Origin of the sequence: Marinomonas profundimaris (assembly GCF_000508165.1) — a bacterium.
GTDB classification, from domain to species: domain Bacteria; phylum Pseudomonadota; class Gammaproteobacteria; order Pseudomonadales; family Marinomonadaceae; genus Marinomonas; species Marinomonas profundimaris.
Genome location: NZ_AYOZ01000014.1, coordinates 1 through 14,978 on the forward strand (window position 1 = coordinate 1; position 14,978 = coordinate 14,978).

Genomic DNA, 14,978 nt, shown 5'->3' on the forward strand with positions numbered 1-14,978 from the left:
ATTGGGGACTTAATCGCAGTTTCCTTAACCAAAGGGTGAAAAAACCCATAACAAAATGCAGAAATATAAAAACATTACCTAATGTTTTTTTAATTGTTCCTTGTTCATCCGCAAATTCAAAATCAATAAACTTCTGAATAGATTCTTTAACCTTCTGAATAGATTCTTTCATTATTTTAAGCAACTTCTACAACTCCTTATAATGCTGGGATTTAATTAGGACACTTAACATTTTGTTAATGCGCATGCTCGTTTACACATATTTAACACCTTCTTAACATCCCTCTAAATCACTGACTCTAAAGCCATTAATATAGATATTAACAATGTACGAAACTGGAAAAACGAGCATGCGCTTTTACAGATTTATCCACAGCACGTTATTTCTGATGCGGATATTCTTATCCATTAATACTAAAAGACTTTCTAGTTTCCTACTAGCCCAAACAACAACTAAAGCCCACTTTCGCAGGCTTTAGTGGTCTGTCACTTAGAAGTCTACAAAGTTGCGTTGGGCGTAGTCTCTGACGCGGGTGATGTTGTCGTTTACCCATTCAGGTGTTTGTAGTCGTGCTATTTGCTGTTGGTACATGCGGACGGCTTGGATTAGGTCGATGAGTTCTTTTGATGGAACGACGACGGGGTCGCTTTGTATCTGCATGGATTTGCCGATGTTGTTGAGCGGTTGCTTTCCTTGGAAGGAATAGCTGTCTGTTTCCGCTAGCGCTAGGTTGTCTGTAGTTGTTTTTGCTCGTAGTGTTGTTTGGAGTAGATGAAGAACCCCAAACTCTATTTGACTGGCTTTAAAAGGTAGCTGTTAAGTAAATATTTGCGCCGGAACGTTTTATGATAGCTTTGTTATAGACTTTTTGGCCATGTGCATTTAATTACCCCGTCGACAATATATGAATTTGCTTTATCTGTTTTTTCAACAAAGTACTTAACCTCCCCGTTATTGTGGCTCAAGGCAGGAATATTAAATAGTAACTGCCCACCCGACCTAACTTCTATTACGTTAAGCGGTGATGAAAACTGTAGAAATTTCGATTCATCTATCTGGCGAGCCAAACTTTGAATCGTATTTAGCTCAGCTGAGCTTAAGTTGATTTTTAGTGGCCCAATCTGATCGTCCTGTCCACAACATGCCTCACGAGTAACTACGATATTCATAATGACCTATAAAATTTTAATAATACGCATGCGCGTTTACACATCCACTGATACTAAAAGACTTTGTCGTTTCCTGCCAGCCAAAACAACAACTCAAGCCCACTTTCGCAGGCTTTAGTTGCTTTTGGCTTAGAGGTCTACAAAGTTGCGTTGGGCGTAGTCTTTGACGCGGGTGATGTTGTCGTTTACCCAGTCTGGTGTTTGTAGTCGTGCTATTTGCTGTTGGTACATGCGGACGGCTTGGATTAGGTCGATGAGTTCTTTTGATGGAACGACGACGGGGTCGCTTTGTATCTGCATGGATTTGACGATGCTGTTGAGCAGTTGGTATTTGTCGGTTTCCGCTAGTGCTAGGTTGTCTGTGGTGGCGGGAAGTTTTTTTTGCTCGTTGAGCTGTTTTTCCATTTGGTTGAAGGCGTTGATGTAGGCTTCTTTGAACTGGGCGGCTTTGGTGCCGGTGAAGCCCATGGCCAAGAAAACGAAACCGTCGCGGGTGATGCGATACGCTCGGTCTTGGCGAGTTGCGCCCTTGCCTACTTCCACATCAATTATCATCTCCTCAAAATTGAGGGCATGAAAATCTGCACTGCATTCAAGGCTTTCTATCTTGCGTAAAAGGTTGTCATGGCGCTTATGAAAGCACTTGGCAAGATCAGTTGAGGTGGTAGTGATTTGATCGTTGATGATTTGTACAACGGGTGCGTCAATGCTTGAGATAATGTCCATAGCCATATTTGGCCTCCTGTGATTTGTCTTATTAAGACCACCTCAATGCCAATTAAGGTGGGCAAGCCATACGGGTTGGCATACCAGTCACAGGGCTGGTGCGTCCGAAGACGCCCCGCACAGCTCACCCATAACAGGAAAGCTATACGCCAGACACAGAAAAGCCGCATAAAGCGGCGTTTGTATCCGCTGTGATTTCGGAATGCCAATCCCGAGCACTGGATTTTGCCAGTGCAAGGAGAATTTTAGATCAAGATTCGGGTGGGGTCAATGGAAAAATTAGGACAAATAAAATAAATAGTGAAGGGTCAGATAAATACAGCCACAGCTACAAAAAAGGCTTTGGATATAAAAAGTTTTTAATATTTACATTTAAAATATTATGAATTCCTCTCTCGACCAATATCATTTTTATTTATAGTAAGAGCTGGGATTGATTCCTTAGAAAATTCAATAGTTTTAATATGAAAGTAATTTTTTTCTTTTGAAATAAAATCGAATGCCTTATTAAAATTAGAAAAATATTTATTAAAAAAAAGCTTATTCACTCTAAATAAAACAGGAACTTTAACTTTATAAAGATTGCTATTATTTTCTTCAAATATCAAACGAACATCATCACTAACTTGAGAAGAATATTGGATCATGCTTCCACTTAGTCGCCCCTTTATAAATCTATAGATTGTTACACCAACCTCATTCGAATAATCACCTATTCCTCGGTAATATGATACTAACTCATTATTTTCAAATACACCTTTTCCATTATACCGATAAGTATCACCAGTATAATGGTAATACCAGTGTTTAATTTTCACCTCATTACTTCTTGGTGAAATATACAACAAATCTATAGAAATATTTTCTCTAGCTTTATCAAAACTTGGGTTTATCCCAACCCAAAACCCACAGATCAAGCTAGCCTTCCTTTTTTGTAAAATTATTTTCACAAAAAAGAAAACAATCGAAAAAAAACATGAAATTGAAAATACTATAATAGATGCAATTAAACTATCATATGCTCCCTTCCCAATAAAGTTGGAAACATACATTGCTGTATTTTGGAAAAATAGATTCCAACTATCTTCAAAAATCATATTTAATAAAACCCACTTCTAATTGTAGCTACTGAGGGGGTAAGATGAAAAACCATTCTGTTTCTCATCTTACTAAAAACTAAAAAAGTTTAAGTTAGCTCCCAAAATATTCTTGCATGAGTCCCTTCCTTAAACACGTCCGAAACAGTGCAAAATTCACTAATTGTTGATGTATCGTAGAAAAACACTCCAGTTTCAGGACAGGAAATTTCAGTAGAAGGAATCGTTTCTACATTCGGACATTTAGATTCTTGCTCATTCCATAAGTGCTCAATTTTATCTATATCAAAGTTGACATTATTGAATCCATCAGGTGGAAGTACAAAGCACTTTTTCAAAAAACTTTCACAGGATTTTGCTTTATTAGCAGGATAACTTCCACCTAAAAATAGCCATGTACGAAACTCAGGATGTCTTGTTATGTCACGAAATCTATTTGTCTGTTGAATATGAAAAATATCATCCATAAAACGCTTTAATAGTATTATATCTTTTGGGGCAAATGAGTTTGACATTAGGTGAATCCGACTATTTAACTCATTTAATAGTGCATTAGATTTATCGAGAGAAATCATGTCAGTGCCAGAAGAGACATAGTTCGAATCAAACAGGGTATTTGTATAGACTTTAATCAATAAAGCCGAAATACCAGTGTCTTTAAGGATCTTTCCAATACCTTGGGCAAGTTTACTTGAAAGAATTTCAATAAACTCATTTATTGGAGTATCTGTAATACTTAAATAGCCTATATGAGGATTTAAGCCAGGCAATTGGGTATTGTCTAATCGAAAAGGTAAAATGTACTCTCCTTCTTGCTCTAGGGATCTGCTTAAAGCTGCTCGAAACTCATGCTTTGTCCACACTTTATCTTTATAACTTAGCGATATTAAAGGGACAAAATATGATGACTGATTCATATAAATATCAAGAAACTCTTCTATTAAATTTTTCCCCAGCAAATGAGCTTTCTCAAACTCATCATAGAACACGCTATAACCCATTTTTTTAATCTGGTTTGCAATTTCCTTTGCTATGGCCCTATCTTCACCTGCAAAAGAAATTGCTAAATCGTACTTATGCGTCAAAGTGCTGATCTCCATTTTTGTTAGATGACTAATGCTATCTGAGGTCTGATGAAAAACTAACCTGTATTATTTATACATTAATCCTAAATCTCTTCATCCTCCAACACCAGAAAAACCCTTACAAATCACTGATAAATCCCCCGCCCTAGCTCCCTCTCTTATCCGTCAAGCTCCCATCCGCCCTTGTGGCGACGTCCATGTTGCCCATCATTCCCTGTGCAAATTCGGCTTTGAGCCTTTCTAATATTTGGTCGCTTACTTGTTGGTCGTAGGCTGGGTTGCCTGTTGGGGTTAGGTGGATGGTTGGCGCGAAGGTCATGCTTTTGTTGTTGCTTTGCAGTTGTTTGGTTTGTTGCGCAATGGCTTTTGGTGCGGGTTGGTCGGTTTTGTCGTCGGTGAACCATGTGCCTACCAATTTACCTAGTGAAGTACCGACCCATTCCCCCAAAGCGCCGCCGCCCATGCCGCCTGCGATGGAGCCGACGATTCCCCCAATGGCGGTGCCGATAATGGGCACGACGGAACCAATGGCGGCACCGGCTAACCCGCCAGCCGCGGCGCCACCCATTCCCCCTACCATGTCGCCTGCGGTCGCGCCTATTTCGGTGCCGCTGCCGCCTGACATGGCAGAAGCAAGGCTGACACCTTGCATGGCCATGTCCAGTGGCCGAAAGAATCACCCTGCGCCTTTTAAGGCACCGAGTTTTCCAAATTTGCCCAACCTGCCAAAGCGGCCGCCTGCGCTGGCGCGTTTGGTTGGGTTGTTACGGTCTGAAATTTGGTCTTCATAACTTCTTAGGCCTGCGAGTCGGTTACCAATTCGACTGTGTCGCTCACTGTTTCCTAGTGTCTTTCCCTTTGTTCCAACTCTTCTATTTCTTCTTGCTCTTCCTCTATAACCCGCCATGATGAGCGGTGCGGATCAGCACACTTTTTCCATTAATCTAAAACTAGATTCACTTGTCTCTTAGAAATCTTGTAATTTTATGACATAATATCTGCCATCTGTCGCAAGAGACTTTCTCCCTTATAAGCGACGCTTTTTTGAACTTATTCGATACAAGATAAAATGCCATTAGAAAACGGGTCAACCGCCCCAGTAAGCCCAAGCGCTAAGCTTGATCGCCGCTTCTCCATTGCACCCATGATGGATTGGACAACCAGCGATTACCGAGTCTTCGCGAGAACATTGACGAAGAATACGCTGCTTTATACCGAGATGGTGACCACGGGTGCGTTGCTTCAGGGCAATCATCCTGAAAGATTCTTACGATACGATGAGTGCGAGCACCCTATTGCGTTGCAGTTAGGTGGTTCAGACGCGGCTGCGTTGGGTAAATGCGCAAAAATGGCGGAGCACGCTGGCTTTGATGAAGTTAATTTGAATGTTGGTTGTCCAAGTGACCGCGTACAAAACAGTTTGATCGGCGCGTGTTTAATGGCACACCCAGACAAAGTAAAAGACGCAATGAAGTCAATGCAAGATGCGTGCAGTATTCCTGTGACGATTAAGCATCGCATTGGCTTAGACGACCAAGAAGAGTACAGCGTGGTGCGTGATTTTGTCGGCGATGTGGCGACAACGGGCATCACGACCTTTATTGTTCACGCGCGCAATGCGATTTTGCAAGGCTTGAGCCCGAAAGAAAACCGCGAAGTGCCGCCACTGAAATACCATTATGTTCATCAGTTGAAGAAAGATTTTCCAGACCTTGAAATCATTTTAAACGGCGGCATAAAAACATTAGCAGAATGCGAAGAGCAATTAGCACACGTCGATGGCGTGATGGTTGGGCGCGAGGCGTATCACAATCCTTGGTTGCTTAGCCAAGTCGATGAACAGTTATTTGGCGGTCACGCCCTCATTCAAGATCGCTATGCAGCCTTAGAAGCATTTGTTCCGTACGTAGAACGAAAGTTAGAAGAAGGCGAGCGGTTATTGCACCTTACTCGACATATTTTGGGTATTTTTCAAGGAGAAGCTGGCGGCAAACAGTTCCGTCGTTATCTTTCTGAAAACGGTCATAAAGCCGACGCAAAGGTAAATGTATTATTAGAGGCCATTGAATTGGTCAAACATCATCAACAAAAAGGATAAAGCAATGAGCAACAAGTTATCTCAACTAAAAGAGTTCACGACCATTGTAGCTGACACCGGTGATATCACGGCAATCAAAGACTTTTTACCAGAAGATGCAACAACCAACCCATCTTTGATGCTTAAAGCCGCGCAAATTCCAGAATACGCTCCTTTCCTTGACCAAGCGGTTGCTTGGGCGAAAACACAAAGTAACGACAAAGATCAGCAAATTTTAGACGCTGGTGACATGCTTGCTGTGATCGTTGGTACTGAAATTTTGAAATACGTTCCAGGCCGCATTTCTACTGAAGTAGACGCGCGTTTGTCTTTCGACAAAGAAGCGACACTTGCAAAAGCACGCAAATTGATCGCGCTATACGAAGCCGCTGGTGTTTCTCGTGAACGTGTTTTGATCAAAGCCGCGTCAACTTGGGAAGGCATTAAAGCCGCAGAAGAGCTAGAAAAAGAAGGCATCAACTGTAACCTGACTTTGCTTTTCTCTTTCGCTCAAGCAAAAGCTTGTGCCGAAGCGGGCGTTTACCTGATCTCTCCTTTTGTGGGTCGCATTCTTGATTGGTACAAAAAATCAACTGGCCAAGAATACACTGCAGAAACAGATCCAGGTGTGGTTTCTGTGACTGAAATCTACAACTACTACAAAGAGCACGGTTACAACACGGTTGTAATGGGCGCAAGCTTCCGTAACCTTGGTGAAATCGAGCAACTTGCAGGTTGTGACCGTTTGACGATTAGCCCGAACTTGCTGGAAGAACTGAAGAAAGATGAAGGCAAACTTGAGCGTAAATTGATCCCAACAACCAACGTGAAACCAGCGCCTGCTGCCATCACTGAAGCAGCGTTCCGTTGGGCAATGAACGAAGACGCGATGGCGACAGAAAAATTGTCTGAAGGCATTCGTAACTTCGCAGCGGATCAGCGTAAGCTAGAAGTCACTTTGGCTTCTATGCTTTAAGCATAACAAAGCAGTGTTTTTGAAAAACGCGACTTAGGTCGCGTTTTTTGTGCCCTTCTGTTTTATGCTTTACGCTTCCATCAAAGCCAATACGATAACGAGCCATTGATAATGACTGAATTTGAAAAGATGACCCGCGGTGAATCCTTTAATGCCATTGATCTGGACCTTCGACTGCGCCGTGAAGCGACTCGTCTTGCTTGTGCAAAGTTCAATTCGCACCCAAGTAAAGGCAATTTGCGCCATGTTACCCGTTTGTTTGCAGCCTTTGACAGTGTTGTTATTGAACCAGGCTTTCAATGCGATTATGGCTCTCAAATTCACCTTGGTAAAAATGTGTTTATTAACTTCCAATGTGTTTTTCTTGATAGCGCACCCATTCACATTGGCGACGATGTCTTGATCGGCCCTGCGGTGCACCTTTATACCGTCGATCACCCAAGAGACGCAGACTTGCGCGCGTCAGGCGAATGTTCAGCCAAATCCATCAAAATTGGCAACAAAGTGTGGATTGGCGGTGGGGCAAAAATCCTTCCTGGTATAGAAATCGGCGACAACGCCATTATTGCCGCAAATGCGGTTGTCACACGCAACGTTGCAGACAACGAGCGCTATTTCGGCTAGCGCTTTTCGCAGGCCATTATGATGAGCTGTACAATGTGTCTTTTTGCATAATCCCTCTAAAACACAGCATCTTCGTGCTTTATCACGCGGTTATCTGAACTCTTCCTGCAACTAGGTAAGTAATCGGCAATTGTGAAGGAAATCTCCCCACACGCCCTCTAAACTCGTCTATTTTCTATATACTGCACGGAAATTCGCGAGAGAGGTCGCCCTATGAAAAATTGGATTCTATGTTTAGCCAGCCTTGTGGCATTGGGTGCGCACGCCTCAGATCACACCATTAGCGATGATTCTTTGCTTGTTAATCAAGTCGCTCAGTTCAACGGTACACCTTGGGGTATTTCCCTACTGAACGATGCTGAAGCCATTATTACCATCAAACAAGGGAATGCTTATCGCGTGAATTTAGCCACCGGTGAAAAACAACCACTGACTGGCCTACCTAAAGTTGATAACAGAGGCCAAGGTGGCTTATTGGATGTGGCCAAATCGCCAATATTCGACGAGCAAGGCTGGTTGTATTTCACTTATTCAAAACCTTCCGCCGAAGGTTCTCGTACGACGCTTGCACGAGCAAAGCTGGTCAATAACACCCTAATCAATTGGCACGATTTATTAGTTTCTGACTCAGCAAGCGCTGAAACCAAGCACTACGGAGGTCGCATTGCCTTTGACGATCAAGAGCATGTTTTTTTCTCTATTGGTGATCGAGGCGTAAGAGAAAACGCCCAAGATCTGACAAATCACGCTGGCAGTATTATTCGCTTAAACTTGGATGGAAAAGTCCCTGCTAATAATCCTTTTGTGACACACGCCAATATCCGCAATGAGATTTGGAGCTACGGACACCGCAATCCTCAAGGGTTATTTTATGACAACAACAGCCACACATTGTGGTCAAATGAACATGGCCCAAGAGGCGGCGATGAAATCAACCTCATTCGTCCGGGTGCCAATTATGGCTGGCCGATTGTGTCGTACGGGAAAGAGTATTGGGGACCGGTTAGCATTGGCGAAGGGACGGAAAAAGTCGGCATCGATAACCCATTAAACGTGTTTATACCATCGATCGCACCGAGCGGTTTATTACGTTATCAAGGCTTATTGTTTTCCAACTGGAACGGCGATTTTTTATCAACTGCGCTGGCATTACGCCATTTGAACAAAGTAAGAATTGAAGAAGATGGGGAAATAACCGAGACACGTTACCTTCAACATCTAGAGGAACGACTTCGTTCTATTGCTGAAGATTCAAAAGGGGCGCTTTATATCGGAACAGATTCCGGGAAGCTCTTAAAAATCACACTTGCTCAGGAAACCATACTCCAACAATAAAATAAGCGCATTGCGAAATGCGCTTATTTCTACAGGTTATCCTTCTGCTACCACGCAATTTCTGCCACGGTCTTTGGCTTTGTATAACCGCTGATCTGCGATGGAATACAAATCCTTGAAGTCACCGCCGTCTTTATTACTCGCAGACACACCGATACTGACCGTATAGTGAATGTCTTGCCCTTCAAAATCGAAGGCTGTGCTATCGACGTATTGGCAAAACGCCAGCGCCCAAGCCTTGCTTTGCATGACGGGCAACAAGACACAAAACTCTTCGCCGCCCAATCTAAAAAGCTGCTCGCTGTCCTCTACATGCGCTCTCAATCTATTGGCGAAATCGACTAAAAGTGCGTCACCAACATCATGGCCATAACGATCATTAACGCGCTTAAAATGGTCTAAATCAATCAATACAAATGCCAGACCGTCTTCGCCTTCCTTTGCCAACTCAAGCTGTTGCTCATATTTTAACGACATATTCCGACGGTTGGCTAAGCCTGTTAAAGGGTCTGTCGCTGCAACGATCATTAACGCTTTTAACATTTTTTTATGAATCTTATCCCCAGCGTGACTTAACCCCCATAAGAAAAGATAGGCAAAACACAGGTTTATAACGACACCAGGTAACTGAGCGGGATAATCTGCATAAAAACGCCAACATAGAATGATGGCCACCAAGACCAAACATATGCCCGTGAGCCAAACAGCAATCTTTCGACCTAGCATCAAATAGGCACTCATCGGGAATATCAGCACCCACACTTGCCGACCTGAAAATAAAGGTGAGTAGACAAGGGACGTTAAAATTCCGATAAATATAAAGGATATATAAAAGAGAATAGCCCACCGATAGTAGCGCCAGTTTTTCGGTATAAACCAAATACAAACAGTAAGAATAAGAAGAATGGCTTCTATTAAAGCGACAATGTAATGCCCGACCAATAAATTAATATTGATAAAAATAAAGCAAGTTGCACCAATAATTGACAAAAAACCTTTGAAAAAAGTTTCATTAAAAAGGTCATTATTAAACCAATGGTATATAGGAAATTGCTTATTCATTCGTTGCCATCTACCCGATTATTCAGACCAGCTTGAATCAACAGTCTCGTCATTATTAGACGCGCTTTCGTCACCCCATGAATCCTCGCCCCATGAGCCGTCTCCAGCCTCCTCACCCCAGCTGTCGTCTGCTGAGCTGTCTTCTTGTATCGACTCTTTTTGCGGCGGATTACCGTCATAAACCTCATGGGCGCGACTTTGCAAATACACATCGCGGATAAAGCTGTATCGATCGCCGACAATCATACCTTCTGCATTCAGGTATCGTGCTCTAGTTTGCACCACATCCAATCCGAGCAAGCCAAGCTCCTCATCACTGTTCAGGTCAAGAACGCCAGTCTCATCAATGGAAACGTATTCGACCACCAACCCCGAACCATCGCGAACCGTCGAAGGGCCAAAGAACGGTAAAACAAGATAAGGCCCAGACGACACACCCCAATAACCTAGCGTTTGCCCAAAGTCTTCGTCGTAATGCTTTAACCCCATTTCACTGGCCACATCAAAAATACCAAACCAACCTGCCGTGCTGTTGATCAGAAAACGAAAGGTAGACGACGCCGTTTGATCCCATTTTCCTTGTAATAGATTATTGGTGATATTGCCAATTTCGCCAAGATTTGAGAAAAAGTTACTCACGCCTTTTTGAACGGGTGTCGGCGTAATGGCCTTATACCCTTTCGCAACAGGCTTCAAAACCGCCCCATCAATGGCATCATTAAAGGTAAACATAGAACGATTAAAGCCTTCCCAAGGATCCTCTTCTGTTGCGGCCACCGTCCCCTGTGAAAACACCAACAACACACTCAAAAACAAAGCACTGATCACATTTAGCATTTTATTTATCCTTACAACGACACCACGGACAAGACACGTCTTACCGATACTAAACCAGTTTTTTCACTTCTTGCCACTGTTTTGCCAATCGTTTATCCGATATGGGTTCTAACGTCCCAACAGATTGAGCAAACAAGGAAATACGATACTCTTCTAACATCCAGCGATACTTCACCAATTCAGGATCATATAACGTTTTTTCATCATGCGCCTTTTTCTGACGAAGATAACTTTGCCATAAGCCTTCCAGCTCGGTCACATAAGCATTTTCTTTATTTAAATGATTTTGAAAACGCTCCAACCTCACCTCAATGCCTTTAAAATAGCGCGGCAGCTGGCCAAGCCAAACCAATGGCGTATTTCCAATAAAACCAGGATAAACCAACTGCCCTAGCTGGACTTTAATATCACCGTACACTCTGGTCCACGGCAATGGAATGCTGCCTTTCATCTTCTTCGCCACGCCTTGATAAGAAGACAACACACGATACAACTGCTCCGCCATATTATTGGCAACGCTCACCAATTGAGGTTTGTGGTCTGTCACACAACGCCCAAAAGCGTCTTTTGTGCGCGGTAATGTTCGACCATCTAAAAAGACCTTATCCAACACCGCATTCAACAAATCGTCCAGTAGGGTTTCTTTCTGACCCAATGGCGAAAAGATCAACATGGACTCTTTTAAATGTGGCAAATTCTTTTGCAGATAGCGCATTTCCTTGCTTAACGTCAACTTTAGCAGCGTGATCACCCCTTTTCGGTGTGTTTCAATCGCCGTATTACGGTCATCAAACATTTTTAACGCAACTTTTTCGCCTTGCGCCACCAAGGCAGGAAATGCGGTCACCTTAATGCCGGCTTGCTTAATTTCTTGGCGCTCAGGAATGTCTTGATCAGGCCAAACGGTCAAACCATCCTGTTCATGCTGCTTGGTACCAAATTTGGCGAAACTTTCTTCAACAAGGTCACTAAATTGCGTTTGTAACTGCGCTAAGTTCTTGCCCACTCCGAGGATTTTACCTCGTTCATCTACGACTTCGAGGTTGAGCGTAAGGTGAGAATCCAGCTTTTCCGCATTCCATTCGTTAAGAGGAATATCAATTAAGGTTTCACGCTTAATCTGCAAGCTAAGTTGCTCCAGTAAATCACCCTTCTCTTTCGACAAGTTCGGATACACACGATCCACAAACTGAGGAATCGGCACAAAGCGACGACGCAAGGCTTTGGGCAACGCGCGCAACAAGGCTTCGCAGCGCTCTTTTATGAAACCCGGAACCGCCCAACCCAAATCGTCTAAACTCAGCTGCCGTAACAAACCAACCGGGACTTTTAACGTCGCGCCGTCGGTTTCTTTGCCCGGATCAAATTGATAATCAATCGGCAACGCCACGCCATTCAGACCGAATGAATCGGGAAACGCCATGTCATCGACTTTCACGTCTTGGTTCACCAAGTCGTCACGCGTCATAAACAGCGCTTCGGGCGAGTTTTTAACAAAATACTCTAAACTTTTAAGGTTACGAACATCCGCTGGCAGACGTTTATCGTAAAAGGCAAAAACCACTTCGTCGTCGACCAAAATATCGCGCGTGCGCAACTTGGCTTCTTGGGTTTCGAGCTCGTCAATAAGCGCTTTGTTTTTTCGGAAAAATGCCTGTTTAGTGCGCAATTCGCCTTCAACCAAGCCCGATCGAATAAAGATTTCACGGGATTCCTCTGGGTTCACATGGCCGAAATCAATTCGGCGTTTCGCGACAATAACTAAGCCGTACAAAGACACTTGCTCTTGCGCCATCACGCGGCCTTGGCTACGCTCAAAATGTGGGTCAAAGTATTGGCGTTTTACAAACGGCGCGGCGTATTCCTCTATCCACGCAGGGTCAATACGTGCAGTGACACGCGCATAAAGCTTGCTGGTTTCGACCAATTCCGCCGCCATAATCCATTGCGGTGGTTTCTTGAACAACATAGAACCCGGAAAAATCGCCAATTTACGTGAACGACAACCCAGCATTTCTTTACTGTCTTCCATCTTGTTCGCCACTTGCGTAAACAAGCCGGCCAATAAAGAACGATGAATGGCTTCGTAATGGCGCTCTTCGTGCTGTACTTCTTTGAACCCCAATTGTTTACAGGCAATCATGATTTGGCGATGAATGTCGCGCCATTCACGCATGCGCATGAAATTCAAAAATTGCTTGCGACAATATTGCCGTAATTGGTTCTGCGACAGTTCTTGGCGTTGAGTTTCAAATCGCTCCCACAAATTCAGGAACACAGCGAAATCTGAATCTTCGTCTTTGTCTACGGCATGCGCTTGGTCAGACTGGGTTTTCTTATCTTGTGGGCGTTCACGCGGATCAGGAAGAGATAACGCGCTGACAATAATTGCCACTTCTTTTAAAACACTTTGCTGTTCCGCTGCGATCAAAATACGACCAAGCTTTGGATCGATCGGTAACTTGGCAAGTTGACGGCCAATTGGCGTTAATCGGTCTTTGTGCAACGCACCCAATTCGGTCAAGGCACGATAACCATCGTTGATCATGCGCTTTTCAGGCATTTCAACAAAAGGAAATTTTTCAACCGGCCCAAGCTTCAAATTAGCCATTTGTAAAATAACCGACGCCAAATTGGTACGGAAGATTTCGGGATCGGTAAACTCGGCACGGTTACTGTAATCCGCTTCATCATAAAGGCGAATACAAATACCGTCGGCCACTCGACCACATCGCCCTGCTCTTTGATTCGCACTGGCTTGGCTGATCTTTTCGATCGGTAATTGCTGGACCTTAGAACGAACACTATAGCGACTAATGCGTGCCAAACCTGGGTCGATGACGTACCGAATCCCAGGAACGGTTAACGACGTTTCTGCTACGTTGGTCGACAACACAATACGACGACCAGAATGGGATTTGAAAATACGCTGCTGCTCACTGGCGCTCAATCGAGCGTACAGCGGCAAGACTTCAGTCGATCGTAATTCCGCTCGTCGTAGTATTTCCGCCGTTTCACGGATCTCACGTTCACCCGGCAAAAACACCAGAATATCGCCCGCACCACGATAACCAGACTGACGTTCTTCGGCGATCAACAGCTCTACCGCGTCTAATACGCCTTGCTCCATGCTTTGGTCTTCATCTAATGCTTCGGAATCAGATTTGCTCAACAAAGGCTGATAGCGCACTTCAACGGGATAAGTTCGACCCGATACTTCGATAATCGGTGCGTTTTCAAAATGTTCAGAAAAACGTTCAACGTCGATGGTCGCCGACGTCACAATGACTTTTAAATCAGGGCGCGCCGCTAAAACTTGTTTCAAATACCCCAGCAAAAAGTCGATGTTCAGACTTCGTTCGTGGGCTTCATCAATGATGATGGTGTCGTATTTGTAGAGCATTTTATCTTGTTGAATTTCCGCCAACAAAATACCGTCTGTCATCAGTTTGATCAGCGTTTCTTCTGTGCTTTCATCGCTAAAACGAACCTGAAAACCGACCTGCTCACCCAACTTTACTTGTAACTCGTCACTGATCCGTTCCGCCACACTGCGAGCGGCAATTCGACGCGGCTGAGTATGACCAATAACGCCAGCAATACCTCGCCCTGCTTGCAAACACATTTTGGGTAATTGTGTGGTTTTACCCGAACCCGTTTCACCCGCAATAATGATGACTTGGTTGTCTTGAATCGCTTTGATGATTTCATCGGCACGAGCCGCAACGGGCAAGCTTTCATCGTAGGTAATTTTGGGCATTTTGGCGGCACGAGCTTGAAGCAAGGTCTCGGATTTTTCGATCAAAACATTCAATTCAGATTGCATACGGTCAAAAGGCAACCCTTCCTTTTGACGTTTCGTTAGCTGCGTTTGCTTTTGATCAATTAGATGACGATCGCGCGTCATTACGGCATTTGTCGGCATGATAGGTAAACTTGTATCCTTTTTACTTGGCGCAGAAAAAGTCGTTAAAATAAATAAAGCGCCG

12 protein-coding genes are annotated in these 14,978 nt (G+C 43.8%); 4 read left to right on the top strand and 8 right to left on the bottom strand.

Features of this window, described 5'->3' with window-relative positions:
- Nucleotides 1-490: 490 nt before the first annotated feature.
- From D104_RS37165 to D104_RS28085, 5 genes are all read right to left on the bottom strand, one after another.
- The gene (locus tag D104_RS37165; protein WP_024023989.1) at nt 491-661 is read right to left on the bottom strand and encodes a hypothetical protein; all 171 of its coding nucleotides are present in this window, start codon (nt 659-661) and stop codon (nt 491-493) included.
- A gap of 638 nt (nt 662-1,299) precedes the next feature.
- Nucleotides 1,300-1,902, bottom strand: coding sequence for a Rha family transcriptional regulator (locus D104_RS37005; RefSeq protein WP_024023991.1), 603 nt, complete (start codon nt 1,900-1,902; stop codon nt 1,300-1,302).
- A gap of 374 nt (nt 1,903-2,276) precedes the next feature.
- Nucleotides 2,277-2,993, bottom strand: coding sequence for a hypothetical protein (locus D104_RS28080; protein ID WP_024023992.1), 717 nt, complete (start codon nt 2,991-2,993; stop codon nt 2,277-2,279).
- A gap of 89 nt (nt 2,994-3,082) precedes the next feature.
- The gene (locus D104_RS37010) at nt 3,083-4,078 is read right to left on the bottom strand and encodes a TIR domain-containing protein (RefSeq protein WP_024023993.1); all 996 of its coding nucleotides are present in this window, start codon (nt 4,076-4,078) and stop codon (nt 3,083-3,085) included.
- 145 nt (nt 4,079-4,223) lie between these two features.
- Entirely contained in the window at nt 4,224-4,730 is a 507-nt protein-coding gene (locus tag D104_RS28085; protein WP_152531151.1) for a hypothetical protein, read from the bottom strand.
- Between the two features lie 417 nt (nt 4,731-5,147).
- On the opposite strand from D104_RS28085, the gene dusA reads away from it, so the two are divergent.
- The 4 genes from dusA to D104_RS28105 all read left to right on the top strand — a co-directional run bounded on the left by dusA (nt 5,148) and on the right by D104_RS28105 (nt 9,090).
- Nucleotides 5,148-6,176 carry a tRNA dihydrouridine(20/20a) synthase DusA gene (dusA, locus tag D104_RS28090; RefSeq protein ID WP_024023996.1) on the top strand — a complete coding sequence of 343 codons (1,029 nt, stop codon included), beginning with the start codon at nt 5,148-5,150 and terminating at the stop codon, nt 6,174-6,176.
- Nucleotides 6,177-6,180: 4 nt separating this feature from the next.
- Nucleotides 6,181-7,131 carry a transaldolase gene (gene tal, locus D104_RS28095; protein ID WP_024023997.1) on the top strand — a complete coding sequence of 317 codons (951 nt, stop codon included), beginning with the start codon at nt 6,181-6,183 and terminating at the stop codon, nt 7,129-7,131.
- Between the two features lie 111 nt (nt 7,132-7,242).
- On the top strand, nt 7,243-7,755 hold the full coding sequence (locus tag D104_RS28100) for a sugar O-acetyltransferase (RefSeq protein WP_024023999.1): 513 nt from the start codon (nt 7,243-7,245) through the stop codon (nt 7,753-7,755).
- Between the two features lie 213 nt (nt 7,756-7,968).
- Nucleotides 7,969-9,090 (top strand): PQQ-dependent sugar dehydrogenase, encoded by a 1,122-nt coding sequence (locus D104_RS28105; RefSeq protein ID WP_024024000.1) that lies wholly within the window; start codon nt 7,969-7,971, stop codon nt 9,088-9,090.
- Nucleotides 9,091-9,126: 36 nt separating this feature from the next.
- On the opposite strand, the gene D104_RS28110 is transcribed toward D104_RS28105, so the two are convergent.
- The 3 genes from D104_RS28110 to hrpA are packed head-to-tail and all read right to left on the bottom strand — an operon-like array spanning nt 9,127 to nt 14,914.
- Nucleotides 9,127-10,152: a GGDEF domain-containing protein gene (locus D104_RS28110; RefSeq protein WP_024024001.1), complete on the bottom strand. Its 1,026-nt coding sequence runs from the start codon at nt 10,150-10,152 to the stop codon at nt 9,127-9,129.
- A gap of 18 nt (nt 10,153-10,170) precedes the next feature.
- Nucleotides 10,171-10,989: an MlaA family lipoprotein gene (locus D104_RS28115; protein ID WP_024024002.1), complete on the bottom strand. Its 819-nt coding sequence runs from the start codon at nt 10,987-10,989 to the stop codon at nt 10,171-10,173.
- Nucleotides 10,990-11,038: 49 nt separating this feature from the next.
- Complete coding sequence (gene hrpA, locus D104_RS28120; protein ID WP_024024003.1) at nt 11,039-14,914, bottom strand: ATP-dependent RNA helicase HrpA; 3,876 nt, start codon at nt 14,912-14,914, stop codon at nt 11,039-11,041.
- Nucleotides 14,915-14,978: the final 64 nt, after the last annotated feature.